Origin of the sequence: Vibrio sp. Vb1980, assembly GCF_033338615.1 — a bacterium.
Lineage (GTDB): Bacteria > Pseudomonadota > Gammaproteobacteria > Enterobacterales > Vibrionaceae > Vibrio > Vibrio alginolyticus.
Genome location: NZ_JAWOSZ010000005.1, coordinates 221,496 through 247,039, shown reverse-complemented (window position 1 = coordinate 247,039; position 25,544 = coordinate 221,496). Strand labels below are relative to the sequence as shown.

At 42.9% G+C, this 25,544-nt stretch carries 23 protein-coding genes and 1 tRNA gene; 9 read left to right on the top strand and 15 right to left on the bottom strand.

What is annotated here, in order from left to right; translation table 11 throughout:
• Positions 1-10: 10 nt before the first annotated feature.
• Complete coding sequence (gene rbsD / locus R7F64_RS11320; RefSeq protein WP_005382620.1) at positions 11-430, bottom strand: D-ribose pyranase; 420 nt, start codon at positions 428-430, stop codon at positions 11-13.
• 473 nt (positions 431-903) lie between these two features.
• Between rbsD and R7F64_RS11315 the strand changes: the two genes are divergently transcribed.
• Entirely contained in the window at positions 904-3,264 is a 2,361-nt protein-coding gene (locus R7F64_RS11315) for an EAL domain-containing protein (protein ID WP_171344894.1), read from the top strand.
• A gap of 139 nt (positions 3,265-3,403) precedes the next feature.
• Here the strand turns inward: R7F64_RS11315 and R7F64_RS11310 are convergent, their stop codons facing one another.
• Positions 3,404-3,979, bottom strand: a complete 576-nt coding sequence (locus R7F64_RS11310; protein WP_017635389.1) for an imm11 family protein — start codon at positions 3,977-3,979, stop codon at positions 3,404-3,406.
• Positions 3,980-4,836: 857 nt separating this feature from the next.
• On the opposite strand from R7F64_RS11310, the gene R7F64_RS11305 reads away from it, so the two are divergent.
• From R7F64_RS11305 to R7F64_RS11295, 3 genes are all read left to right on the top strand, one after another.
• Entirely contained in the window at positions 4,837-5,478 is a 642-nt protein-coding gene (locus tag R7F64_RS11305) for a murein L,D-transpeptidase catalytic domain family protein (RefSeq protein WP_005373154.1), read from the top strand.
• Between the two features lie 326 nt (positions 5,479-5,804).
• Entirely contained in the window at positions 5,805-6,263 is a 459-nt protein-coding gene (locus R7F64_RS11300) for a hypothetical protein (RefSeq protein WP_017633653.1), read from the top strand.
• 86 nt (positions 6,264-6,349) lie between these two features.
• Positions 6,350-6,673 (top strand): hypothetical protein, encoded by a 324-nt coding sequence (locus R7F64_RS11295; protein ID WP_005373158.1) that lies wholly within the window; start codon positions 6,350-6,352, stop codon positions 6,671-6,673.
• 125 nt (positions 6,674-6,798) lie between these two features.
• Here R7F64_RS11295 and R7F64_RS11290 read toward each other — a convergent pair whose 3' ends face one another.
• The 3 genes from R7F64_RS11290 to R7F64_RS11280 form a co-directional block, all read right to left on the bottom strand.
• A complete protein-coding gene (locus tag R7F64_RS11290) occupies positions 6,799-7,479 on the bottom strand; it encodes a DedA family protein (protein WP_054577812.1) in 681 nt (226 codons plus the stop codon).
• Positions 7,480-7,529: 50 nt separating this feature from the next.
• The gene (locus R7F64_RS11285) at positions 7,530-7,967 is read right to left on the bottom strand and encodes a hypothetical protein (RefSeq protein ID WP_234499406.1); all 438 of its coding nucleotides are present in this window, start codon (positions 7,965-7,967) and stop codon (positions 7,530-7,532) included.
• An 87-nt stretch (positions 7,968-8,054) separates the two neighbouring features.
• Positions 8,055-8,573 carry a DUF4136 domain-containing protein gene (locus R7F64_RS11280; RefSeq protein ID WP_053304498.1) on the bottom strand — a complete coding sequence of 173 codons (519 nt, stop codon included), beginning with the start codon at positions 8,571-8,573 and terminating at the stop codon, positions 8,055-8,057.
• 371 nt (positions 8,574-8,944) lie between these two features.
• On the opposite strand from R7F64_RS11280, the gene R7F64_RS11275 reads away from it, so the two are divergent.
• A tRNA-Gly gene (locus R7F64_RS11275) sits at positions 8,945-9,019 on the top strand.
• Positions 9,020-9,035: 16 nt separating this feature from the next.
• On the opposite strand, the gene R7F64_RS11270 is transcribed toward R7F64_RS11275, so the two are convergent.
• On the bottom strand, positions 9,036-9,893 hold the full coding sequence (locus R7F64_RS11270; protein ID WP_005373167.1) for a sterol desaturase family protein: 858 nt from the start codon (positions 9,891-9,893) through the stop codon (positions 9,036-9,038).
• Positions 9,894-9,900: 7 nt separating this feature from the next.
• The gene (locus R7F64_RS11265; RefSeq protein WP_033906458.1) at positions 9,901-10,911 is read right to left on the bottom strand and encodes a DUF2804 domain-containing protein; all 1,011 of its coding nucleotides are present in this window, start codon (positions 10,909-10,911) and stop codon (positions 9,901-9,903) included.
• A 305-nt stretch (positions 10,912-11,216) separates the two neighbouring features.
• On the opposite strand from R7F64_RS11265, the gene gdhA reads away from it, so the two are divergent.
• Entirely contained in the window at positions 11,217-12,569 is a 1,353-nt protein-coding gene (gene gdhA, locus R7F64_RS11260; protein WP_005373174.1) for an NADP-specific glutamate dehydrogenase, read from the top strand.
• Positions 12,570-12,645: 76 nt separating this feature from the next.
• Here gdhA and R7F64_RS11255 read toward each other — a convergent pair whose 3' ends face one another.
• The 3 genes from R7F64_RS11255 to R7F64_RS11245 all read right to left on the bottom strand — a co-directional run bounded on the left by R7F64_RS11255 (position 12,646) and on the right by R7F64_RS11245 (position 16,531).
• Positions 12,646-13,113, bottom strand: a complete 468-nt coding sequence (locus R7F64_RS11255) for an OsmC family protein (protein ID WP_017820322.1) — start codon at positions 13,111-13,113, stop codon at positions 12,646-12,648.
• 99 nt (positions 13,114-13,212) lie between these two features.
• Positions 13,213-15,570: an ATP-binding protein gene (locus R7F64_RS11250; RefSeq protein ID WP_318071698.1), complete on the bottom strand. Its 2,358-nt coding sequence runs from the start codon at positions 15,568-15,570 to the stop codon at positions 13,213-13,215.
• Entirely contained in the window at positions 15,563-16,531 is a 969-nt protein-coding gene (locus tag R7F64_RS11245) for a cytochrome-c peroxidase (protein ID WP_005373180.1), read from the bottom strand. Before R7F64_RS11245 ends, R7F64_RS11250 begins: the two co-directional genes overlap by 8 nt.
• A gap of 498 nt (positions 16,532-17,029) precedes the next feature.
• Here R7F64_RS11245 and R7F64_RS11240 point away from each other — a divergent pair, with 498 nt between their 5' ends.
• A complete protein-coding gene (locus R7F64_RS11240; RefSeq protein WP_318071697.1) occupies positions 17,030-18,406 on the top strand; it encodes a nodulation protein NfeD in 1,377 nt (458 codons plus the stop codon).
• Positions 18,407-18,416: 10 nt separating this feature from the next.
• A complete protein-coding gene (locus tag R7F64_RS11235) occupies positions 18,417-19,199 on the top strand; it encodes a slipin family protein (protein WP_005382637.1) in 783 nt (260 codons plus the stop codon).
• Positions 19,200-19,240: 41 nt separating this feature from the next.
• On the opposite strand, the gene R7F64_RS11230 is transcribed toward R7F64_RS11235, so the two are convergent.
• A complete protein-coding gene (locus tag R7F64_RS11230) occupies positions 19,241-19,675 on the bottom strand; it encodes a globin (RefSeq protein ID WP_213906663.1) in 435 nt (144 codons plus the stop codon).
• 243 nt (positions 19,676-19,918) lie between these two features.
• Here R7F64_RS11230 and R7F64_RS11225 point away from each other — a divergent pair, with 243 nt between their 5' ends.
• On the top strand, positions 19,919-20,575 hold the full coding sequence (locus R7F64_RS11225; RefSeq protein WP_064354707.1) for an NAD(P)H-dependent oxidoreductase: 657 nt from the start codon (positions 19,919-19,921) through the stop codon (positions 20,573-20,575).
• 96 nt (positions 20,576-20,671) lie between these two features.
• On the opposite strand, the gene choV is transcribed toward R7F64_RS11225, so the two are convergent.
• The 4 genes from choV to betA all read right to left on the bottom strand — a co-directional run bounded on the left by choV (position 20,672) and on the right by betA (position 25,463).
• Positions 20,672-21,850 carry a choline ABC transporter ATP-binding protein gene (choV, locus tag R7F64_RS11220; RefSeq protein ID WP_042523602.1) on the bottom strand — a complete coding sequence of 393 codons (1,179 nt, stop codon included), beginning with the start codon at positions 21,848-21,850 and terminating at the stop codon, positions 20,672-20,674.
• A 2-nt stretch (positions 21,851-21,852) separates the two neighbouring features.
• Positions 21,853-22,695, bottom strand: a complete 843-nt coding sequence (gene choW, locus R7F64_RS11215; RefSeq protein ID WP_005392552.1) for a choline ABC transporter permease subunit — start codon at positions 22,693-22,695, stop codon at positions 21,853-21,855.
• Between the two features lie 77 nt (positions 22,696-22,772).
• On the bottom strand, positions 22,773-23,711 hold the full coding sequence (locus R7F64_RS11210; protein WP_318071696.1) for a choline ABC transporter substrate-binding protein: 939 nt from the start codon (positions 23,709-23,711) through the stop codon (positions 22,773-22,775).
• A 36-nt stretch (positions 23,712-23,747) separates the two neighbouring features.
• The gene (betA, locus tag R7F64_RS11205; RefSeq protein WP_005373209.1) at positions 23,748-25,463 is read right to left on the bottom strand and encodes a choline dehydrogenase; all 1,716 of its coding nucleotides are present in this window, start codon (positions 25,461-25,463) and stop codon (positions 23,748-23,750) included.
• Between the last annotated feature and the right edge of the window lie 81 nt (positions 25,464-25,544).

Sequence of the window (25,544 nt, the reverse complement as noted above, 5' to 3'; positions counted from 1 at the left end):
TATCTCTGGCTTAAAAAACCACGCCCGCTTGGAAAATAACGTTCGCATATGGCGAGCATTCGCCGGTTCTTACGATAGCGCGACTTTGGGCCGTGCGTGCTTTAAACGCTTCATGTGACACGTAGCTCACCTCAATAGATTTGCCCGTCTCTTCACTCTCTTTGCTCAGTTCGTTGAGCAACGCTTCATGCAAAACTGGGCTTGCATCAGAGAACTCTTCCGCAATGATGACCCCTTCGATTTGGGACTCAGATAGAATTACGCGAACAGTATCAAGAAAACTTGGTACCCCATGCGTTAGCGCCAAATCGATTCGCTGAACATGCTCTGGGATTGGTAGACCAGCATCACATATCGTGATCTCGTCGGTGTGGCCTAGCGTCGCCACCAAGTAAGAAATATCTGAGTTAATTAGGGTACTTTTTTTCATCTCATCGACCTTTCGGTTACACGTTCATACAACCATGAGCGCCTGTCTTAAAGTGTTTTCGTTATTAACAGAAAACTCATCGAAACGTTTCGATGAAATAATAATTCGTCATCGCAATTTGACCAGTGTGAGATCGATAAGGTGTGAGAATGATCTGTAATTCAATTGTCATTGAATAGGAAAAGTGCACTTGAGTCACACTTTACCATCGAAACGTTTCGATGATGGTATTTCCCTGTCATTACGGTTAGGTTTTATACAGGGAGGAAGGAAAAGAGACGTCCAACTACTGAGAAAACCTCTAGTTAATAAGCTCGAAACCTTTCACGTCATCACAATTCTTAGATAGCTGCCTGATTTTGGAGAACGCTCACCTTACAATCTGGTTACAATTTGCCAAAACACATCATCCGTTCAGTACCTTACCTGGTACGCGACGTTTGTAGGGACACAAACGGAAACTAAGAACCATAATGAAGTTAAGCAATAGAGTCATTTTGCTTGTCGCGCCAGTGATCTTATTAAGCGCGTTAGTATCTAGCTATATTATTTATAGCATTCAAAAAGTGACGCTCATCAAGCGGGAAGACAGCTATATTCAGTTGCAGATGGAAAAGCTCGCCGGGCAGTTTCGACAAGCGAATATTTTTCTTAATAGCTATGCCTATACGCTCAGTAAAAGTGATGTATTACAAGACTATTTGGTTAATCATAACAACCCCTATCGTGAGCGAGTCTTGTTTAATCGATTAGACGAGACCGCTGAAGTATTAAGCCATGGTTACAAAGGCGATGCGAGCATGGCGATCCTCGACGGCAAACAAAACCTTCTCTACTACACAGAAAACAAATATTACGAATCATCGGGCGTGGTCGACCCAAAGGTATTAGAGTACATATCACGAAGTTTCAATGAGAGAGAGGCTTTCAGTCACACTGGCTTTATTTATAACTCCAGTGGACAAAGCATTCTTCTTCAATATGAGGTCGTCGACAAAAGAACGGGGACTCACCCTTTGAGCTTTGACTCGAAAAATGTGTTTTTTGTGGTAGTTTCCGTATCACTTGAAGCCTTTAACGAGATTAAGCATGACATCGAGTTTGACACGCACAGCGTGATTACTTTCGCCGACAAACCCATTTATCTTGATATTCCTCTCGCTCAAACCATTGAGCTGCTGCCGCACTTTTATGCCGTGCTTTCTCCTGCCGAATATTTAATGTGGAATAAAGTCGATAAAGTGTGGCTAGAACTTGCTTTCTCCTTTGGCGTAGCGGCGTTTTTCACTATCACATTAATCATTTTGGTGTTGTACCGCTATGTGTTGCGCCCTGTTTCTCGCCTTGATAAGCAGCTGAACGAACTTGAATCTAATCAACGTGACAATATTGAAAAGCTAGAAACAAACGATGAAATAGGACGCCTCTCTGCACGCTTTTTTGATATGTATGAGGAACTTAATGTCATCTATAAAAAGACAAAACGCCTAGCTGAAACGGATCACCTGACGCAACTCGCCAATCGCCATCGTTTTCATGAGCTTGCAACTCGTGAACTTATCTCCCCTTCGCAGTTTCTGTGGGTTGTTTACGTCGATCTTGATAACTTTAAATACGTGAATGATAAATACGGGCATGAATTGGGAGATAACTTATTAAAAGTGTTCTCATCACACATCAAGGATGCTTGTCAAAAGTTATCGCACGATTACAACAGCCCCTGCTTTGCCGCCAGGTTATCTGGTGACGAATTTGCAATTTTGCTGAGCTCAAATCAAGAGGTAAAACGCTTGCCTGATTTGCTTGCATCAGAGTTACTAAAACCGATTAGTAATCTCAGTTCATCTTGGAGTAATTCATTTCCCGTTACGGCAAGCGTAGGTATTGCACAATATCCTCAAGACGGTACTGACATCGCGAAGTTACTCTCCAGTGCCGATGCGGCTATGTATCAAGCAAAACGGGCAGGGAAAAATCAATACGCCTATTATTCAGCCGCTCTCAATATTGAGTCTCAAAGACGAAGTCAACTTGAACGTGCGCTCCGAAAAAGCAATGTAGAGGAAGAATTTCACCTCGTTTTTCAACCCTATATGAACAATCGAAACAACGAAATTGAGGGGTTAGAAGTCTTGTTGCGCTGGGAAGCCGAAGGTATCGGCCCTATCCCTCCAAAGGAGTTTATTCCAATTGCAGAGCAAGCCGGATTATTTGATAAAATTGACCGCTGGGTTTTCGCCAATGCAACGGCGGAATACTATCAATTAAGGAATATTTTCGGTAAGGATATTGTTCTTTCGGTCAATCTTTCATCAGCAGAGCTAAACTCGATAGAAATGGCAAACTACATCCATGAACAAGCGACACTGCACAGTGTTAAACCAGAATGTATTGAGATAGAAATAACCGAAACCTTTGCCGCAGAACAACAAGGCACGGCTCTACTTGATGAGCTATCAAAACGTGGCTACCGTCTTGCAATTGATGACTTTGGTTCTGGTTACACATCGTTAACTCAGCTCGTTCAGTATCCGGTTCAAAAAATCAAATTTGATCGAGAGTTCCTCGTTACATTGATGAACACCAACAACGGCCATGTGATCAAACCTATTATTGAGCTATGCCATGCCCAAAATAAAACGGTTACAGCAGAAGGGATTGAACACAATATGATGCATGAATGGCTATCGGCATACCGCTGCGACTATATGCAAGGCTATTTATTTGGCAAACCAATGACTAAAGAACAATTGAGCTTGTGGTGGCAATCGGCAAATGACGACAGTCGATTTGATGCGTCCATGGTCAGCTCAATTAGGGTTTCAAGAACATAAGTTAAGGGGAGAAGTACAGCAGTCACAACTGTGGCGGCTGTATTTAGCTGTATATGAGCTTCATTGATAGATGCTCAGCTTTTGTTCCCCCATACCTATATCTATGACTTTAGTTGAGTAAATTACTATTTATTCGTTTTTAAACCAGCACTTCCTTGAAATCCAAACCGGTCAAATTCAGCGCTTTGACGCTATCGTACAAGCCACCTTTTTTGTCCGTGCAAAACGTTCTGAGCCCAGCACCTTTTACTCTGAACAAGTCAGACTCATTAACGGCTTCTCTATTCAAAACGAGTTTCTTAAACGGTCTAGCACGACTTAGCTTACCATGACGAAGATTATACTCGGTAGCAGAGGTATCAATGGCATCAATTTGAGTGACAATGTTTAATGCTCGCCAAGGCTTTCCTTGTAGATTTAATGGTAAAAATTCGACATTCTCGCTCAACACATCGAGCTTATCCGCAATAGAAGCGGATACAGCAAGAGTAAAAGATCCCCATGCTGCAATATCAGGCCTGGGCAATGGCTTTTCACCCATAACGTCTAACCATTCAATATCAATACTTTTCCAACTGGCTTTAACAGACTCTCCATAGAGTTGGATAGGTTTGCTTGCCGTTACTTGAAGAGACATTTCCAATGGCGACTCTTGCAACATTGCAAAATCATTAACATTGGGAGTGACAATAAACACTTTATTAAATGCTGTCATAACCGTCCTTAAATAAATTTGAGCGCTTTTCTTAATGAGACGAGCGCTTTCACACCAAACCAAACCAAACCAAACATAATAGATAGAGTTTACTTTCATGTTCAAAAATTTAATGAATTAATATCTGGCGTTCTTATCTTTTAATTTCTAAGTTTTATTATTTATATATTTTAATCCACACGATAGAATTATTTTTTCAATTTTTACTATGTACCTTCCTTATGTAATCGAATAAGTTAGAGAATAAACAATAGCACGCATCACTTCACTTTTGTCGAGCTCATCACTCTCACTTAAACGATACATTCACAAGTTCAATTTTTGTACGACTTAGACTTAGCTTTGTCAATCGTGAATTAAAAACAACCGATTCACCGCTGTTTTACTACCTTTTCTTACCACCCTGTTGTTTATTCATACATTATAAATGCATTTATACACATAACGATTCGGCGTTACGATTTGTTACGAGTTAAATCACAAACTTTTGAGGTATTGGATAGAGCGTAGAAAAAGAAAACACATTGAAATAAAAAGAGTTTCTAAAGTACGAAAAATAAAACGCCGTTTTTATAAATTAGCAACTTCACAAATATCCTTAAACACAGTTTTATTAATTACATATATCAGATATTATTTACGCCGAAGTTTATAGAAATCATCGTTAAACTTCATATTTTTTATAAGTTTCAATTAGTTAGTTTTTAACTCGAAAACTTATCGTCAACCCAATATCAAGCACCTAAGCGTGCAATAAGAAACATTGGGAATAGAATTATATTGATGTGCATGTTGTTTTAACGAATGCATGAAGCAATCGGTAAATTTGTAACACCATAGAGTTTTATTTAGCCAAGATGAAAAAGTTAATTTTATTATTTACATGTGCGCTGTTGTCTGTCTCACCTTTTGCTTTTGCAAAACAATCAGATAACGAACCCAGGGATCATTTACGACCAAAGCAAGTTGAACATGTGTTTAAACAAGCCAAGCTAGATGGCATAGTAGACTTTAAGTTGTTCAGTGACGCTTACATCGCTTATCAGAAGACACCCGATAGAAAGAAGTCGGTACTAACGATCATCGACTATAGTAAACCATCAACTGAAAAGCGTTTTTATGTGGTTGATTTAGATAAAAAGAAGCTAATCTACAATACGTATGTTTCTCACGGCGTGAACAGCGGAAAGAAAACAGCGACACAGTTTTCAAATGTCGTGAACTCGCGAAAAACATCATTGGGCACTTTTTTGACTGATACCACTTACTACGGCTCAAATGGCTATTCACTTCGATTAGATGGGCTAAGCTCTGGATTAAACGACAAAGCTCGCGAGCGTTACATTGTCGTGCACGGTGCCGATTACGCAAACCCTTCCTTCATCAAGAAGAATGGATACCTCGGACGCAGTTGGGGTTGCCCTGCTTTGCCAGAGAAGTTGTCTCGCGAGATCATTGACACCATAAAAGGCGGCAGCGTTATTTACGCAAGCGCATAATATCGATGCGACACATATGGGGAAGAAAAAGAAGATTCTATTTCTTCCCTAGTAATAATCCTGTTAGCTTAATCGTCCTGTGCAACGACTCTCTTTCCATTTTCGCTTACTCGAAAGCGAAAATTATTGTGTTATTCGCTGATATACCTAAGTGCGATCAGAAAACTCTGTTCATCCCCCTTCCATCTCGTTAGTATACGCTGAGTTGATCAGACACTGGCTTTCATCGTTATCATAGTTCCACTAAGATTCCTTAATCATGGTGGGTAACTGTGGCTTTATATGTTTAGGGTTACTTCTTGCGTTATCTACACCGTATATTATTGATGCTTTCTTTGTCCCTGCTCTCAGGGCTCATCACAGCTTCATATGCGCATGAGTGGCACCACACCAAACATTACACTTCCGAGCGCCTACTTAAACTCTCTCAACAGGACGATTTTGAGCTAGCACACACTGATTTTCATGCCTCAGCTTCTCTGAGCTCTTGGGGTTCAGAAAGTTACTACCTACATATAAAGCGCGAGTTGTTCGGGCTTGTCTCCTGTCGCCGAACATCAGCTACTGATGGCGTTTTATCATCAGATTTTACTCCTGATTATTTTTTACTTATTGCTTTCTCTTCTCCACCACTACTGGAGTTGGCAAAACAAGCATCTCGCTTACCTCTAGACAGTTATGGCGGACTCATGAGTCAACGCTCTCTTTATCGCCTCTCAGGAAGAAAGGAAGCGAACTTAATGTACGTCTTTACTCATGGTCGCAACGCCTTCTCTGTTGTTTAACTTTTTATGACATACAGAGAACACGAAAATGTAACGATAAGAACCAATATGCTCATTGTTACTAGAACCAATTTGAGGTCCATATAATGACAAGAATCGCTACAACCATCGCACTAGCATTACTATTTGCAGCGGGCTCAACCTTAGCAAACACAGAAACTAAGCCAGAAGAAATGAGTAACGACACTCTGTTAGAGTGTGCCAACGTTTCTAACGCACGTATTGCAGTTCCGGAACACAGAGCGATGTTCAGACACTACTTAATGTCTGAGAGAGACTACAGCTTTGACCAGCTATCGTCTGCCGAACTTGAATTTAAAGCAGCAGATAAGAATGAGTCTGAAGTAGAGAACATCTACAAGTCTCAGTGCAAAGAAGTTGGCGAATACCTATATAGCATTGGCTATTAAATTCGAAACCCTAACGACACTCAAAAAGAAAGGCGCAATGTATGCGCCTTTCTTTTTACTGACAAAAACCTGTCGATTAGATGTCTAATCTGCATACAAGCTTAAAAGTGCAAATCAAAGTAAACTTATTGGGAAAACTCTGACACATCCTTGGGTTTACAGGTCGCTCGACGTGCTTTAACAAACAAGAAACTAAGCACTCCAATCACAAGAGTAATTATTGGTGCCGCCATTAATAGCATTGTGATTGCTTTGCTCATATTTTCTGGTAGCAAAGGAAGTAATGAACCAAAACCGCATAATATCAGCGTCCATAAAATCGCACTCAGCCACGCAAAGTAATGGAATTTACTAATACGTTTCACTCGCAACCCCATCATTAATGGCAATAGGGAACGAACAACCGGAATAAACCGCGCGCACAAAAGCGCAACCAATCCATGTTTACTGAGTAATACGTCGACTTGTTCCAAACGCTTTTGAGGAACCGCACTCACCCAGCCTTGAACCTTAGGTAAGCGATTTAGCCACTTGCCTTGTAAATAAGCCGCCCAACTTCCCAACCCCGCACTAACAGCTATCACCAACATGATCATAATTGGGTCAAGGACGCCAACCGCCGCCAGCGTACCGGATAATACGACGACACTGTCGCATGGGAAAGGTGCAGCAGGAATAAAACCACTTTCCAAAAAGATACTCACAGCAACAACAAAATAAACCAAACCTGCACTGCCTGGCGCCATTAACGCCGTGAAATCTTGATGCCAAAAAGCACTCAAGACCTGAATGATCGAATCAAACATAAACCGCTCCTAAGCATAATTAACCAAAAGTTGCAAAAACATGGAATGTGTTAGCGAGCATGTATAAAGCGGTATATGAAATTCGACTCTTTTCTCACGCCGATTCTGTATTTAGAGTGAGTAAAAATACTTTCAATACAACAACCTAAAGCCTCATTACCGATGCGTTTTAGCCGCTTCATCGAGTAAATTGCCGAACGATGCGCCCACCATGCTACATCAAGCATTTCAAACCATTCGGGTTCTACATCGTCGTTCGAGCTCATTTCCTTAGCATGGCTAACCCTCAATACATTCCGGCTGTTTAAACTCGGAAAGTCTTGCTGTATTGAAGAGATGGGATGTTCTGAAAAGTGCTTCGACTTAGCGTCAACAGCGATATTCTGGTTATGAACGGAAAGAAAATTTGGGTGTGAGTACGCAAGGCTCATGCTCGGAGCCAACAAGCAGAAAAGTAGTCCGAGTAAAGCAATCAGAGTCGTACGCACAAAGGTAACCAGAACCAAAATGATAAGTTCTTTTAACCCTGTGCGTAACTATTGGCAATTAGTATCCTTAATCGTTAAGAATACTAATTATTTTTCACCGTAAGGGTAGCTTTCAAACATCTTCGCGATTTCTTCTTGGATGAGAGATTCTCTTTTCTCAGAGCTCATTGACTCAGACAGTTTACGACTTGAAACGCCTTTCCAAACGACTTGATTAGCCTTTGCATCAACCAGTTCAACCACCAACTTCCCATACTTACGCTCTTTATATCTTTCTGGGCTTGAAGTGATCACACCAAAGCTATTCCAGCCATAGCCAAAGCTCACCGACGATCCTGAAGAAACAAGCTCGGATTCTTCTACGATATCATGATGTACGTAAAGGTCACCGCCACTATTTACCTTATTTAAACCCTTACCCTCAAGCTGTTCAGCAAGCCCTTGCTCAATACGTCGACCATCAATACTGGTAGGAGCTTCCGCCTGAGCACCGAAGTCAAACGTTCTGTAAGCTGAAAAGTCGGCTTGTTTATCTACATCGGTTGTCACGGTCGTACAAGCAGATACCAGCATCACCACCAACCCTAATATCAAACCTCTCATCATGTTAAATCTCCTTTGGTTAAGCTGACTGTTTCAGCAGAATTACCCTGTGTTATACATACGCATCAACAGTAAAAAGTAATCATTTCAATATCTAGTCTTGACCATGAAACGTGACTGTTCAATAAACGAGATTAACCTTTGCACAAAAAATCTTGAATATCATCAACATCTAAACACCTAAGAATTCGGTGTTTACGACCTAATTGGAAGCCTCTAGGCTTAGTAACGAAATCGCGAGTGCCACAAAAAACCAGAGACAATGAACACTTTAACATCAGTCCGCTACTTTTTTAGGCAACTGACAAACATTTGATGAGAAAAGACTTTTCTTTTTCGTCCAGTGTGGCATATTAACCGAGTCCTATCGATGCGCGGGCATCGTATAATGGCTATTACCTCAGCCTTCCAAGCTGATGATGCGGGTTCGATTCCCGCTGCCCGCTCCAATCTCTTTATCTCAATTTACTCATAAAAATCCGATGGCGGAGCGAACAAACGGCGGCAGCGTTGTTTCCATGATAAGTTTGGTCGAGTTACGTCATAAAACATGTCTTTCCATTCTGCAAACGTCACGCGGATGGGATTAAAGCTGTTTACAGGTTTAGAAACCCCATACCGAACCGTTTCCACCTCTGGTTCAAACGTTCCGAACATTCGATCCCAAATAATTAATACACCCGCATAATTTTTGTCGATGTACTGACGGTTCACACCATGATGAACGCGATGGTGAGACGGCGTGTTAAATACCCACTCTAGTGGCCCGAGCGAACGAATTGATTGGGTGTGAACAAAAAACTGTAAGCCCAGATTAAACAACACAACGAAGACAACCCATTTTGGCTCAAAACCAATAATCACCAAGGGCAACCAAAAAATCCACATCCCCGCTAGCGGATACATTAAACTTTGACGAAAGGCGGTACTGAAGTTCATTCTTTCCGAACTGTGATGAACAACGTGCGCGGCCCACATCCAACGAATACGATGGCTAGCCCGATGAAACCAGTAATAGAAAAAATCTTGCAGGACAACAAGTAAAAGAAAAGCTGAGACGCTCATTTCGATATCAAACAAACGCCAATCAAACCACCACAAATACAACTGAGCAATCAGTAAACCCGTGAGTATGTCTGTCGCTTGGTGTAAGCCCGCAAGAACAAAATTACACGCTACTTCAGGGAAGTAATACGTCGCGCTTTCAGGCAAGCGTCCTCTTCTTTGTCCGAACCAATATTCGGCAAGCATGCAGAAAAAGAAAACTGGAGCCAGAATCATCAGAAGTAATTCTGGGCGGTCCATCAACTGCGTCCAATCCATTGTGTTTCTACCATTTTGCATAGTGATCTTCAGTAAGACCCATAACTTCTTCTAACTGATGTTTGATGCCATTTCCATCGATAATATAGCCAGAGAAATAACCGATGTACTGACGAAAGTTACTTTTGAGAAGCCAAAAATTTTTCTTCTCTGAGCGTCGATTCAAAGGCGTGAACTGTAAGTTAACTCGTTTATCTTCAGACGTAATATGCCACTTTTGCCCTTCATCACTTCGTGAAAACTGAAACTGCACAGGTTGCAAAAAGTGACGCTGACCATTAATCCACAATACATTTTCGCAATAGCCAGTTTCATTAACGCCAGCTGCCAAGTTCAACCCCAGACGCCTGTCATCCTCAAAGCAATTGATACTCGCCCAGCGCCAACTTGTTTCTCGCCGCATGTACCCAGCGGAAAAATCGTAACCAGCAGCCACCTCTGAAAGATCTTGCTCTTTTCCTAATATGAACAAGTTACCGTCTACTGCTAACGCATTGTGCTTCTGAGTATATGTCCAACCCGCATAACCTGTTGGCGTACACAACATTAATGGCAAACTCATATTTTCTGGACGTAAATAGAGATCCGCATTGACTGACTCTGTCACAAAGTGGACGTGCCAAATACCATCCTTAATAGAAAACTGAACTCTTTTGTTAGCAAGATGGGCAAGACTGCACCAACTGGAAGGCTGAGTTTGATAACCTATATTAAAAGGTTTCAACCATTGTTGCTCAATCAACTTATTCTTTTTAATATCAAACAGGTAGCAAAAGCCGGATGCTAAATACCGTATATCAGCAATCGCTACTCCAATGACGTAATTAGGTGTGACCAAATTGACGAACTGAAACTGCTTATAATCGCGGTAACGGCGCCACTTAGATACCGGCTTATCCATCTCATCGAGGTAGGTAAATTTATCTAGCTGTAACGATGTTGGAATTCCATCAAGGTGGCCAAACGCTGGTAGGCCATTCTGCTGAATAAACGAGTTCAGAACCTTAAGCTCATCCATATAGTTGTCTTTTCACAAGTTATCACACACACAAACTTCAACATGACGTTAACATAAACAATTTGCGTAACTGCACAACAACATCGACTAAAGTGATTTCTGCTTGTTATATGTGAAACTGATCACTCAACCACCCGCTTACTTAGCTAGCCCTACCTATCTCAACCAACACAGCCTGGGTTAGAAGCTGCACATTCTCATCCGCAGGAAAGACCACTACAACCATTGAATCTTGGTCAAAATCACTATTTAATGGAAATACATTCATATAAACTGATTGCTTATTCACATCAAGGAAGAAATCTATGTCATACATACACGATACTATTGTTGCGTTGCAACACAGTAGCCCTGCGCAAAAAGAATTTTACCAAGCGGTAGAAGAAGTATTAACTTCTCTCGCGCCGGTAATAGAAGGCAATAATAAATATAAGGAACAAGCGATTATCCAGAGGATCGTCGAGCCAGAACGTCAAATCATGTTTCGAGTTCCTTGGGTTGATGATGCTGGAAATGTACAAGTAAACAAAGGTTATCGAGTTGAATTCAACTCTGCTTTGGGGCCGTACAAAGGAGGATTGAGATTCCATCACTCAGTCAATGCGAGCATCATAAAATTTCTCGGCTTTGAGCAAATTTTTAAAAACGCACTGACTGGCCTTCCTATCGGTGGCGGCAAAGGCGGTTCAAACTTCGATCCTAAAGGAAAATCCGACGGCGAGATCATGCGATTTTGCCAATCATTTATGAACGAGTTGTACCGTCACATCGGTCCTACCACCGATGTGCCCGCAGGCGATATCGGTGTCGGGGCGCGCGAAATTGGCTATATGTTTGGTCAATACAAACGATTGACGGGCCGCTACGAAGGTGTGCTTACAGGCAAGAGTCTGCTTTGGGGTGGCTCACTCGCCAGAAAAGAAGCGACAGGATATGGCGCCGTCTATTTTGCAGAGTGCATGCTCAACGACCGCAACGATTCATTGAAAGGGAAAACTTGTCTCGTTTCTGGTGCTGGCAACGTGGCTATCTACGCCATTGAAAAACTGTACCATATGGGAGCAACGCCAGTTACATGCAGCGACTCTCGAGGTACGATCTATCATGAGCACGGTATTGATCTTAAGCTCCTAAAACAACTGAAAGAAGTGAAAAGAGCAAGCTTAGAAGAATATTTAGAAACTTACCCTGAAGCAGAATACACACCAGAGGGCGACTATCCTAATGAAGGACATGCTGTTTGGCGATATCAGGCTGATGCTGCCTTCCCTTGTGCGACTCAAAATGAATTAACGTCAGACGACGCACTGGCTCTTATCGAAAACGGATGTATTTTGATTAGTGAAGGGGCGAACATGCCAACCACCCGTGATGCTGCCAATATTATCGTGGACTCGGACATAGCTTATGGGCCTGCAAAAGCAGCCAATGCAGGCGGCGTTGCAACCAGTCAACTTGAAATGGCGCAAAACGCCAGCATGCAAAACTGGACGTTTGAACAAGTGGATAGTCAGTTGCAAACCATCATGAAAAATATTTTCATCAATGCAAACGAAACCAGTAAAGAGTTTGGCCAACCTGGAAATTTAGTTTTAGGCGCCAACATTGCAGGCTTTAGAAAAGTCGCTGATGCAATGATTGAGCAAGGTGTCGTCTAGATGAACGAGCCAGCAGGATGACTGCTGGCTTAATATAACTCCGCAATAGGCCGCGCTTTTTGATAAAGAGCTCCACTTAATTCGCAATAAGCGTTGTCACTTCTGTTTTAACGGAGTTGGCGATAAAGCAATTCTCATGGGCCATGTGGTGCAGTTTTTCTAATTGAGATGGTGTCGGTTGTTTTTCACCTGAAAATGTTATCTTAGGGTTTAACGTTACCTTTGATACCCACTCTTTTCCGTTTTCGCCTTTTTCAAGCTCCCCTACCGCTTCATCGAAGTAACTGTCCACAACATAACGTCGCTTTGCTGCAATAGACAGGAAAACGAGCATATGACAACTAGAAAGTGCCGCGACAAACGCTTCTTCTGGATCAACATTTTCTTCTACGGATAGTGGTAATGGTACTACGTGGGGAGATGGAGATGCTGGGACTTGCAACCCTCCATCAAATTGCCAAATGTGTGCCCTACTATACTTATTATCACTAAACTCTTCGCCAGCTTTACGATGCCATTTGATTAAAGCGGAATGCTTACTCATTCTAACTCCCTGATTTTCCGACGACGAATCAACACTATCCGTCCTTGCCACAGTAAACCACAACAAAATGAGTTAAGGAAAGCATCGCACTCACAGGGACTATAAAATCTGTTGAGGATCGGCATTGTTCTTCTGGATATCATCCAAAAGTCTATGAGACTGATGGATGTTGACCTGTAACCGATTGATCAGCATCTGCAACTGCTCAATCTCGGGACTTTGGTTGGCTTTAAGTTGAGTTTCCAGGGCCTCCGTTTGGCTCGCCAAAATAGGTAAACTTAGGTTCAGTGCCATCCCTTTCGTTTTGTGCAACGTCAGCTCTAATGAAGCAAAGTCTTCAGCCATAAAGTATTCAATAAGCTCATCAACAGATGTCTCAAAATCGACAATAATGCTTTTTAGCAGCTCATCGAGCGCTTCTGGCTCATCTCGTAAAGAAGCAAACATGCCTGAGTGGGAGAGTTCTTCCTCTGTTAACCTTAAGTTCTCGATTGGCTTACGTTGCAACTGAAGCACATTGCTGTCATTCGTTAGTGGCGGATTCCGTTTCGGTTCGAGTCTGGCTGCAAACTGTTTGAGAGCGTCTGAAAAGCTCTCATGCTGTAGCGGTTTTGTAAGCACATGGTCTGCTCCTGCTTCAATAAAGCTATCGTGAGCTTCACGAAATACGTCTGCCGTGTACGCAAAGAGTAATGTCTTGATACCTAACTCTTGTCGGATAACGCGTGTCGCCTCAACACCATTCATCTCGGGCATGTGGTTGTCCATCAAGATCAGGTCGTACTCGTTCTCTTTCGCCTTTTTAACCGCGATTAATCCATTTTCTGCAACATCCACTTCATGCCCAAGCTTTTCGCAAAACCCTTTTGCCACAATGGCATTCACACGGTTATCATCAGCAAGTAGTATCTTTAAATGGTGTGATTTTGCGCGAGGTTTCGGTGCTTCTTGCTGCTTTTTCGGAGCAGATTCTACCCAAGGAATCGGCAACTCAACGATAAATTGACTTCCAACGCCTTCTATACTCTTCAGAGTAATATGGCCACCCATCAAATCGGTTAGTTTTTTGACGATGGCTAACCCAAGCCCTGTTCCGCCGAACCTTCGAGTCGTTGATGAGTCTGCTTGCTCAAACGAGTTAAAAATATGCTCGTGCTTGTCTGGCGCAATACCAATACCGGTGTCGCTCACGCACATGACCAACAACTGATTCGATTCATCTAACTCGGTTCTAACCAGCACATGCCCTTCATTGGTAAACTTCACCGCGTTACCGGCGAGATTAAATAAGATCTGTCGTAAACGCGCACAATCCCCAGTAAATTCAGTATATTCAGAAACCTCGTTTTCCAAGATTAGCTCGATATTTTTTTCATCAACAAGTGGTTTTATTGCGCTACACACCGGAGAAAGCACTTGATCGAGCTTAAACTTAGCTTGCTCAAATTCCAGTTTGTTTTCTTCAACTTTAGAAAAATCCAAAATATCGTTGAGGATAGTCATCAGATGCTGGCCAGAGTCAAGAATAACCCTAATGTGCTCTTTCGTCGTCGGCTCTTTGGTCTCTTCTGCAATCATTTGAGAAAGCCCTAGTACGCCATTCATCGGCGTTCTTAGTTCGTGACTCATTGCAGCAAGAAAATTTGATTTCGCTTTTGCCGCTCGCTCGGCTTTGTTTCTCGCCTCTTCAATTTCAAGATTCAACTGTTTTAAGTTATGCATTCGGTGATGTGACTGATAAACAAACGCGCTAACTAGAAACATCACCGCGATAAATACAAACAACCACGTAAAACGCGCCTCACTTTGAGCAATATTGAGTAACCGATGCTCTGAGCTTTCGACAAACTCAATATAAGTGTGATCAAGCAGTTCATTCGTCAGCAATTCAATTCTTTTATCACTCGTTTGAAGCCGTTTAAGGAAGTTCGCTTCTTTTTCACTCTCAACTTCAGTTTGTGTTAGAAGCAACTGGTTGAGAAATTCAAAATAACGACTGCCACCCAATGATTGACCGCTCTCGGTAGAAACCTCTTGCTGATATAAATTGAACAACATGAGTAATGCATACCGATTTTCTACCTGAACACCAATTAACATATCAAGCTTCAACGTTGTTTGAAGCACTCGCTCCTTAAACTGTTCAAGCGTATCCCTAACTTTTATACGATTGGGTGTCACGGGAAACCAAACTGATGCCTTTGATGATTCCAACAGTGCCTGTGCTGCGATTTCTATCTCTACTAAAGATGTTGTTAACTCATAGTTTTTCCTATCTTCAACGGCATATCGGTTCACGATAACATCACGCTCTTCAATCAACTCATGTCCGATATTCATTAGCTCTGCATGAAATTCTTGAGCGTTTTTTGAATTCATATACGACATATACGCCAGTGTGCAGCACGTCAGTATCCCAATAAAAAAGCAAAAGTTGATCAGTTTGAATTTATTCATTTTCCAACACCTCTAAAATTATGGGTCTAGGTGCTGTCAACGACTGCAAGAATGCTTCAATGTCCGCGACATTCTCATCGTTCATCGTTATACCGAGCTGGGTTTTAGCCATGATTTGTATCGCGTCGGATAACTTATCGACTTGCCCATTATGAAAATAAGGACTCGTTAGCGCGACATTGCGTAAACTGGCTACTCTAAAATAGAATCGCTCTTCATCTTCTATCGTAACGAGTTGCCGGCCCGAGTCCTCTACTACTGGCTTATCCTTGAAATAGGCGAACCTTTGGATCATCGCTCCGCCGATATTTTTGCCCTGATGACACTGCACACAACCTGAAGTCTGAAATGTTTTCCAACCTCTGATTTGCTGTTCACTCAGTACATGCGTGTAACCCAATAAGTAAGCATCGAATGGTGCGCCAGGCGTCTGCAGCCCTTCAACAAACTCCACAATAGCGGACTTGATATTATGAACGTTAATCGGCAATTCATCGTCACGACTAAATAGCGCTTGATAATGTTCACTCTCTTTTACATATTGCTCTATTGTTTGCCAGTTTGAGTCCATTTCCATTGGATTATGGATTGGACCATCAATCTGAGCCATCAAGGTGTTTTCCGTTCCATCCCATAAAAAACGATAATTTAACGCCGCATTAAACACTGTTATAGAATTTCTAATTCCATCACCTTTCACCCCCGTAGAGACTGGTGTATTTTCAGCGCCATTGGTTTGCAGATTGTGGCATGTCGCGCAGCTGACATTACCATTTGACGATAATTGAGGATCGCGGAAGAGATGCCAGCCAATTCTCGCTAGCTTAATATCCACATTAGGATCACCCTGTATGGGCTGAACTAGGGAGATATCACCTAACATCTTCGCGTTTCTTGCGGTTGTTGTTTGGCTCAAAATGAGTGTTACAACAGCTAGTGCGATTGCGCTGAATTGCCTCATCAACTACATACCTTAAACTTGTCATTGATATGAATTTAGTTGCATTTTGGCGTTTTTTCCACCGACAGGAAGTTGAAAAAACGAGTTAAGTATTGCTTTGTTTAAGGCTTTGGTTGAAGAGGGAGTAATAAGGCGAATAGGAAGAAATCGATCGCCTTATGAGTAGCTAACGTATTGAAATCTGAGTTTAGTGTAGAAAAGCCAAAAACCGTTGAAACCAAGTCACCTCTCCATACGAGATCAGATCGAAAATAGTAAAGAATACGGCACAGATAACGGCCAACTTAATCAAACGCTGAACAATAAACATAAACATCACAATTACCAATAATTTGCTTTAGTTTACTATCTCACACAGCGTTTATATATAAAAAAGTAGTCTCCTAATTAGCCTCGGCAACTTATTCATTAGAACCTATACTCAAGCATCTCTAAGTTATTTGGATATACTTGAATTAGGATTTCAAAAAGTCCCTGTGACCACACAAGGAGGACTGCATGAAACGACTATGGATATGGTTCTTACCTTTACTCTTGATGGCCAGTCAAGCACTGGCGAATACTGTTTGGATTGTTCCTGTCAAAGGCGCTATAGGGCCTGCTACTAGCGACTATTTATCTCGTGAAATAGAAGAAGCTCAACTAAACGGTGTCAGTTTAGTGATCTTAGAGATGGACACACCAGGCGGCTTAGATAGCGCAATGCGAGATATTATTCACGCGATTACCACCTCCTCCACTCCAATTGCGACTTGGGTTGGCCCGTCAGGATCTAGAGCGGCTAGCGCAGGGACATACATTTTACTCGCCAGCCACGTTGCCGCCATGGCTGAAGCCACCAACCTTGGCGCGGCAACGCCCGTCGCGTTAGGTGGTGCCCCTCAGCCCCCTTCATCGGATGATGGCAAAGATCAAAACGCGGAAGAAACGTCAGAAGGAACCAACGAAGGTTCAGAGAAAGTTCCCGCGAAAACCGCAATGGAGAAAAAGGTGATTAATGATGCTAGAGCCTATATTAAAGGCTTAGCAAAGCTTCATGGCCGAAATGCAGAGTGGGCAGAGAAAGCAGTGAGCGAAGCAGCGAGTTTGGACGCCACAGAGGCATTGGAATTAAACGTTATTGATTATATAGCCAACTCACCAGAGGATTTAGTCAAAGCCATTGATGGACAAACTGTTAAAGTTAACAATCGTGATGTGACATTGTCACTGGAAAATCCCGTATGGATTGAAAGAACACCCGATTGGCGAGCAGAAATGCTAGCCGTTATAACCAATCCAAACGTTGCCTACATTCTAATGCTCATCGGCATCTACGGTTTACTTCTTGAATTTTACAACCCAGGAATTGGCTTACCCGGTGTGCTAGGTGGGATTTGTCTGCTTCTTGCCATGTACGCACTACAAATGATGCCCGTCAACTACGCAGGTCTTGGTCTGCTGTTACTCGGTATTGCACTAATGATGGCGGAAGCATTCAGCCCGAGCTTTGGTATTTTGGGCGTAGGCGGCGTTGTCGCCTTTGTACTCGGTTCGATATTTCTCATGGACAGTGAGTTACCAGGATTCCAGATCGCCCTTCCTTTGATTTTTGGTATTGCCATATTTTCCGTGGCTCTAATCGTGCTGACCGTCGGCCTGCTGCTCAAAATTCGTCGCCGGCGTGTAACGACGGGTTTAGAGACTTACCCTGGGAAGGTCGCCGTGGTAAGCGATGACTTTATCGATGGCGAAGGACGCGTTCAACTCAACGGTGCGTTATGGCGAGCTAAAGCCAAAGACCATCAACAATTCAAACAAGGTGATCACGTCACCATTGTTAATGTTAAAGGGCTGACCTTAACTGTGATGCCTGATGACCGCCAAAATAAATAGGAGGCGCTTTATGATGCTCTATACCGTTGCGGTGATCGTGGTGCTGCTGTTCGCACTAGCGACCCAAATGTTCAAGGTTTTGAGAGAATACGAACGTGGGGTTGTGTTCTTTCTTGGTCGATTTCAAGAAGTCAAAGGACCTGGTTTGATCATCCTTATCCCATTTATTCAGCAAATGGTGAGGGTTGATTTACGTACTGTCGTTTTGGATGTGCCGACACAAGATTTAATTACCAAAGATAACGTTTCTGTGCGCGTCAACGCGGTCGTTTATTTTCGCGTAGTCGATCCTCAAATGGCGATTAACAATATTGAAAGCTACAACGATGCCACCAGCCAGTTAGCACAAACCACGCTGCGCTCGGTATTGGGTCAGCATGAACTCGATGAATTGCTATCAGAGCGAGAACGCCTCAATAAGGATTTACAATCCATTCTCGATCAACAGACTGATGACTGGGGAATCAAGATTGCTACGGTTGAAGTCAAACATGTTGATTTAAATGACAGCATGGTCAGAGCCCTAGCCCGTCAGGCAGAAGCAGAGCGTAACCGTAGGGCAAAGATCATTCACGCTACTGGTGAGTTAGAGGCTTCAAATAAATTAAAAGAAGCAGCGCAAATGCTCAACGAAGCACCGAATGCACTGCAATTACGTTACATGCAGACACTCACTGAAATCACTACAGACAAAACATCCACTATTATTTTTCCAATGCCGATCAATCTTGTCGAAGCTGTCAGTGATATCGCCGAAGCGGTGAAAAAGAATAAAGAGACACAAGATAAGTAAGATTCTGCCCCTAGGAAGTAACGACCACTCACGTTACTTCCTTATTTGGTACTCTCTTTAAGGATGTGCCTATCTTCTTTATCACATTCTTGTTTCATTACTTCTAAGCCCGTTTTAAAGCATGTTCGCCAAGCGGTTTCAACATCGGCATCATACCCGGAATCACACTGTCGAACCGTTTCTAACAAACTCTCAAGCCAAACATCAAAATCCTGCGGCTCTATACCAATATCTGCACTTGCATGCTTTTTCCCATACTTTTCCACCATTTTGTGCGCTTCGGTCGAGGTATCTGCCATCATAAAAAATACAATAGACCCTCTAAGCATTCTCACTTGTTGGTGCATGTCTATACCGTCAAACTTCTGTCTAAAGTTGGCACTTTTCGACCATAAATTTTTGTAGAACAAGTCGAAAAACTCCTGATCTGAAGTACAACGTTCATAGCTATCATTAAAAACTTCAATCACGTTCATGTTGCTTTCCCCTACGCCTCAATATGAGTTTAATTTAATATCAAATAAAAGCTTCCAAATAAGGACTTTTAAGTTTCAAATCGATCAACTCACATCGATTTTCAACAAAAAGTAAAAAGTGATTTAAATAAACACCCTCTTATCAATGAAAAAATATCCATTATCATGAACCCATATTCGAGGTACGCATGGTTGTCGATGCTAGTGCATCCTCATCTGTCATCACATAAAGAGGATATAAACGTGTCCCATCAAATCATTACCGATCTAAATAGCCGTTACACTGCAAAAAAATATGATGAAACCAAGCGCGTTTCTCAAGAAGACATGGCGATAATCAAAGAAGCACTGCGTTTGTCGGCGTCTTCTATCAACTCACAACCATGGAAATTCATCGTTATTGAAAGTGATGAAGCGAAGCAACGTTTCCACAATACGTTTGCAAATATGCATCAGTTTAACCAACCACACGCGAAAGCCGCATCACATACGATTCTGTTTGCTTACGATCCTAAATTTACTAAAGAGAAATTTGCGAAGCGTGTGGATGCAGAAGTAACATCTGGCCACTTGCCAGCGGAGATGTACAACAACTTTATGGGTGCTTACGCTTTTGCCGATGCAAATACGGACGAAAATGGCTTCAACGGAAACTGGACAAAAGCACAAGTCTATTTGGCACTAGGCAACCTACTACACACATTGGCACGACTAGGCATTGATTCAACACCGATGGAAGGTGTCGATCCGGCTCTGATTGGAGAAGAGTTTAAAGAAGAGCTCGAGGGCCATATTTGTGAAGTTGCGCTGGCGATTGGCTACCATAAAGATGGGGAAGATTACAATCATGGTCTTCCAAAAGCGCGCCTTGCAATGGATGACGTAATTACGACTCTATAGTCGACCATTGTCTTAGCTTAGCGACTTAAATCATTGTTTAAACTAAAAAGAGCCGCACATTAATGCGGCTCTTTTTTACTTGGTTCTGCGTCAACTTTACGCAACTTGCTCTGACTTAAAATTACCAAGCAATGCATCGTAAAGCTCATTGTCGCTTAACACACCAACCAGCTTATTATCTTCAACCATAAGCAGAGGCTGATTGCTACGCTGTTTAAGTTCAATCGCTTCTCGCATACTGATTTCTGGACTAACCTGAACCAGAGAGTTTTCATTAACTTCGTCAAGGTTCGAAGAATCGCTCTTCCATTGAATCAACGATTTATCTTTATCCGCTAAACTTAACCCCTTGCTCTCTTGTATCACCCAAATATCTTTATCAGGGCAAATCAGAACACGCGTATCTTCGCGAACCAAATCGTCACGCATTAAGGAACGTCCCTTCAGCACATTTAATGGATTAGTGTGAGCAACAAAGTCCGCCACATAATCGTTTTCTGGAGCAAGAATGATCTGTTCTGGCTTGCCATGTTGAATCAGCTTTCCTGATTCCATAATGGCGATGTTGTTACCGATTTTAAGTGCTTCATCCAAGTCGTGACTCACAAAAAGAATGGTTTTGTTTAGCTTTTCCTGAAGCAGAATCAATTCATCTTGAAGCTGAGCACGAATCAATGGATCAAGTGCTGAAAACGGTTCATCCATTAACAAGATATCAGTGTCCATCGCGAACGCTCGCGCTAGGCCAACACGCTGCTGCATACCACCAGAGAGCTCGTGCGGGAATTTCGTTTCCCACTCAGACAAACCGACCATTTCGAGCTGTTCACGCGCTTTTTTACGGCGCTCTGCTTTGCCAATGCCTTGCATTTCTAGACCAAACGCAACGTTATCTAATACCGTTAACCATGGCATCAATGCAAACTTCTGAAACACCATGGATACGCGGTGAGTACGAAGGTGGCGCAACTTCTGTTCGTCACAGTTAGAGAGCTCAACCATGTCGTCGCCGTCTTTAATTTTCAGAGAGCCACGAGAAATATCGTTCAACCCGTTAACCGTTCGCAGCAAACTTGATTTACCCGAGCCCGAAAGCCCCATCAAGACACAGATCTCACCCTGTTTCACGTTCAGCGAAACATTATCAACCCCAACCACTTGGCCAGTTTCATCAATGATTTCTTGTCGAGACTTCCCTTGATCTAGTAGTGCTAGCGCCTGTGCTTGTTGCTGACCAAAAACGACATCAAGATTTTTAATAGTAATAGCGTCCATGATTATGCCTCCTTCTGGTTTGGTGCTTTACACAAGCGATCAAGAATGATGGCAACGAGTACAATCGCTAAACCAGCTTCAAAACCTTGTGAAATGTTTACCGTATTCAGTGCACGTACGACTGGCTTACCAAGCCCATCAGCACCAACAAGCGCCGCAATGACCACCATAGAAAGAGACAACATAATGCACTGAGTAACGCCAGCCATAATACTTGGCAATGCCGCAGGTAACTCCACCTTAAACAGTAGCTTCATGCGGCTGGCACCAAATGCTTTACCCGCTTCAAGTAGCTCCTCCGGCACTTTAATAATGCCGAGGTACGTCAATCGAATTGGCGCAGCGATAGCGAAAATGATGGTCGAGATTAGACCTGGGACAATACCCAATCCAAACAGAACCAAGGTTGGAATTAGGTAAACGAATGTCGGGACGGTCTGCATTAAATCGAGTATTGGCCGCAACAAGGTGTATAACCAAGGACGGTGCGCCGCCATAATGCCCAACGGCACGCCAATTAATACGGAAATCGTTGTCGCTGCAAACACAAGGACAAAGGTTTCCAGCATTTCTTGCCAGTAACCAAGGTTGAGAATTGCGAGTAAGGCCAACACGATAAATACGACAAGAGGAATGCTGCGATGTAAGAACCAAGCAATTGCCGCCGTCATAATGATTGGCGCTGCAGGTGGCATCCATTTAAAAATGTCCACCACGAAAAGAATGATCGTTTCAAGTGTAATAGAGATTGCATCGAAAAAACCCGATGCATTGATGGTTAACCAATCGACGCCAGTTTCCATCCATTGGCCCAACGGTAGTTTGTTGTCCGTAATAAAATTCAAAATAAAACCTTTGTGTTAATGAAGCGGGCAAAACTCTGCCCACTTTCTTTTAAAAAAACGAGCTCAAATACTGCTTATTAAGCGTTTGTTTTTAAGTAGTTTGTAATAGCTGTTAGCGCATCTTGGCCATCTACCGTTTTCACGCCCTCTAGCCACGCTTCAATTTGCTCTTGGTTTGCATTCAACCATGCTTGCGCTGCTTTTGATGGCTTCTGTTTCTGGTTAAGAATCGCTTCCATCAGTTCATTTTCCATTTCTAGGTTAAACTCTAGATTTTTCACTAGCTGACCTACATTTGGACACTCAGCGAGGTAATTTTTACGTACGTTTGTGTAGACGTTCGCGCCGCCGTAGTTAGGACCGAAGAAGTCATCACCACCCGCTAGATATTCCATTTCAACGTTACTATTCATTGGGTGCGGCGCCCAACCTAGGTACACAATCCATTGATTGCGGCGTGCGGCACGTGATACTTGAGACACCATGCCAGCTTCACTGGACTCAACTAGGCTGAAATCTTTTAGGCCGAATGCGTTGCTATCAATCATTGACTGAATTAAGCGGTTGCCATCGTTTCCTGGTTCAATGCCGTAAATGCGGTCTTTAAATTTGTCGGCATGTTTTACTAGGTCAGCGAAGTTGGTTACGCCTGCGTCATAAACGTATTTTGGAACCGCTAGCGTGTACTTTGCGCCAACGAGGTTCGCGCGTACGGTTTCAACAGTACCTGCATCACGGTATTTCGCGATATCACCTTCCATCGTTGGCATCCAGTTACCTAAGAAAATGTCGATATCGCCATTAGCCATAGAGGAGTAAGTTACAGGCACAGACAGAAGATCGGTCTTCGTTTTGTACCCCAACCCTTTAAGTAACTCTGATGTAACGGCAGTGGTCGCTGTGATGTCAGTCCAACCTACATCTGCGAAACGAACCATTTCACATTGGTTGGCGTAAGCGCCTGTTGCTAAAGTACTTAGTGCAATTGTTGAGAAGATTTTTGTCATCTTAGACATGTTGAATTCCTTGTAATGATTACTGACTTTTTCATTTTATGAGATCGAATCGAGATCTCTTTTTGGCGGATGCATTCGTTGCATCTCTTGCCAGTCCGGTGCAATCCAAACTGGTACGTTGTTCGACGTTTCTAGGGCGTTATCCAAAATCATATCCGCGGCGCGTTCTGCCACCATAATCGTTGGCGCATTTAAATTACCGTTCGGAATGGTTGGGAAAATAGAAGAGTCCACCACACGCAAGCCTTGAATACCGCGTACTTGGCATCGCTCATTTAAGACGGCTAATGGGTCATTATCTGCGCCCATTTTGCAGGTACAAGATGGATGGTAAGCACTCTCGACGTTTTGCTTCACCCATTCATCAATCTGTTCATCCGTTGTGATGTTCAGACCGGGTTGGATCTCATCCCCACGAAACTCATCCATGGCTGGCTGATTGAGGATCTCGCGAGTAAGGCGAATACAATCACGCCAATCCTGCTTATCTTGTTCAGTGGAAATGTAGTTAAACTCAATCTTCGGCTTATCATTCGGATTCGCAGAGACAACTTCGACCGACCCGCGACTTTCTGGCTTGTTAGGTCCAACGTGCACTTGGAAACCATGACCATCAAAAGCAGCTTGCCCGTCATAACGCATTGCCGCTGGCAAGAAGTGATATTGAATATTTGGCCACTTTAGCCCTTCTCGAGAGCGGATAAATGCACACGATTCAAAGTGGTTAGTCGCACCAAGGCCTTTGCGAGTTAATATCCACTCAGTGCCAATCAAGCCCTTGCTCACCAAACCTAATTTGCTGTTGAGCGTGATAGGTTGTTTACAGTGATATTGGAAGTACACTTCTAAGTGATCTTGCAGGTTTTTACCTACTCCCTCCAACGAGTGTTTCACCTCAATGCCCGCTTTTTCTAATACTGCCTTAGGGCCAATGCCTGAAAGCTGCAACAGCTGAACGGAGCCAACCGAACCCGCACTCGAAATCACTTCATTATTCGCAAAACATTGCTGAATTGAACCTGACTTTTCAAATTCAACGCCTACCGCTTTCTTTCCTTCTGCACCAGTTTCTTCTAATAAAACTCGATGAACCGTCACCCTCTTCATTAGGGTGAAGTTTTTGCGTTTTTTAGCACGGCTTAAGTATGCATTAGAGGTCGAAGCGCGTACGCCTTTGTCGACGGTCATATGCATTGGGCCAAAGCCCTCTTGCTGATAACCGTTGTAATCTTTTGTTTCTGGGTAGCCCGCTTCTTTGCCTGCATCAATAAAAGCTTGGTACAGCGGGTTGAGCTTCATATCGTTGCCGTTACATGTGCCGACTGGACCGTGATCACCCCGATATTCATCAGCACCACCAATCCAAGACTCTGCTTTACGGAAATAAGGCAAACACGACTGATAATTCCAGCCTTTCGCGCCTTCCTCTTCCCACTGGTCAAAGTCACAAGCGTGTCCGCGAACGTAAACCATGCCGTTGATAGATGAGCTACCGCCCAGAACTTTTCCGCGAGGACAATGAAGTTGGCGACCATCCAACCCTTGCTCTTCAACCGTCTCAAACTGCCACGCGTATTTTTCAGTGTTCATCGGGTAAGAAAGCGCTGTTGGCATTTGGATAAAAATACTTTTATCCGACCCACCCGCTTCGAGTAATAGGACCGAATTTTGACCACTTTCACTTAAGCGATCCGCTAACACACAGCCGGCCGAACCCGCACCGACGATGATGTAATCGTAGTGTTGTTGCATTTTTATTCTCCTAGGAGTTAATACTCATCACCGTAGATAAGTGAACGAAATTAGCGTAGGAAAAATGCTTGAGAACAAGGC

What these genes read in the sequence shown, in the direction of transcription:
- R7F64_RS11315 (WP_171344894.1), top strand. Translation starts at nt 904, where the DNA reads ATGAAGTTAAGCAATAGAGTCATTTTGCTTGTCGCGCCAGTGATCTTA.
- R7F64_RS11290 (WP_054577812.1), bottom strand. Translation starts at nt 7,479, where the DNA reads ATGTTTGATTCGATCATTCAGGTCTTGAGTGCTTTTTGGCATCAAGAT.
- R7F64_RS11305 (WP_005373154.1), top strand. Translation starts at nt 4,837, where the DNA reads ATGAAAAAGTTAATTTTATTATTTACATGTGCGCTGTTGTCTGTCTCA.
- R7F64_RS11270 (WP_005373167.1), bottom strand. Translation starts at nt 9,893, where the DNA reads ATGGATTGGACGCAGTTGATGGACCGCCCAGAATTACTTCTGATGATT.
- rbsD (WP_005382620.1), bottom strand. Translation starts at nt 430, where the DNA reads ATGAAAAAAAGTACCCTAATTAACTCAGATATTTCTTACTTGGTGGCG.
- R7F64_RS11255 (WP_017820322.1), bottom strand. Translation starts at nt 13,113, where the DNA reads ATGAGTAAGCATTCCGCTTTAATCAAATGGCATCGTAAAGCTGGCGAA.
- R7F64_RS11235 (WP_005382637.1), top strand. Translation starts at nt 18,417, where the DNA reads ATGATGCTCTATACCGTTGCGGTGATCGTGGTGCTGCTGTTCGCACTA.
- gdhA (WP_005373174.1), top strand. Translation starts at nt 11,217, where the DNA reads ATGTCATACATACACGATACTATTGTTGCGTTGCAACACAGTAGCCCT.
- R7F64_RS11250 (WP_318071698.1), bottom strand. Translation starts at nt 15,570, where the DNA reads ATGAATAAATTCAAACTGATCAACTTTTGCTTTTTTATTGGGATACTG.
- R7F64_RS11265 (WP_033906458.1), bottom strand. Translation starts at nt 10,911, where the DNA reads ATGGATGAGCTTAAGGTTCTGAACTCGTTTATTCAGCAGAATGGCCTA.
- choV (WP_042523602.1), bottom strand. Translation starts at nt 21,850, where the DNA reads ATGGACGCTATTACTATTAAAAATCTTGATGTCGTTTTTGGTCAGCAA.
- R7F64_RS11295 (WP_005373158.1), top strand. Translation starts at nt 6,350, where the DNA reads ATGACAAGAATCGCTACAACCATCGCACTAGCATTACTATTTGCAGCG.
- R7F64_RS11280 (WP_053304498.1), bottom strand. Translation starts at nt 8,573, where the DNA reads ATGATGAGAGGTTTGATATTAGGGTTGGTGGTGATGCTGGTATCTGCT.
- R7F64_RS11210 (WP_318071696.1), bottom strand. Translation starts at nt 23,711, where the DNA reads ATGTCTAAGATGACAAAAATCTTCTCAACAATTGCACTAAGTACTTTA.
- R7F64_RS11240 (WP_318071697.1), top strand. Translation starts at nt 17,030, where the DNA reads ATGAAACGACTATGGATATGGTTCTTACCTTTACTCTTGATGGCCAGT.
- R7F64_RS11310 (WP_017635389.1), bottom strand. Translation starts at nt 3,979, where the DNA reads ATGACAGCATTTAATAAAGTGTTTATTGTCACTCCCAATGTTAATGAT.
- R7F64_RS11300 (WP_017633653.1), top strand. Translation starts at nt 5,805, where the DNA reads ATGCTTTCTTTGTCCCTGCTCTCAGGGCTCATCACAGCTTCATATGCG.
- R7F64_RS11245 (WP_005373180.1), bottom strand. Translation starts at nt 16,531, where the DNA reads ATGAGGCAATTCAGCGCAATCGCACTAGCTGTTGTAACACTCATTTTG.
- betA (WP_005373209.1), bottom strand. Translation starts at nt 25,463, where the DNA reads ATGCAACAACACTACGATTACATCATCGTCGGTGCGGGTTCGGCCGGC.
- R7F64_RS11230 (WP_213906663.1), bottom strand. Translation starts at nt 19,675, where the DNA reads ATGAACGTGATTGAAGTTTTTAATGATAGCTATGAACGTTGTACTTCA.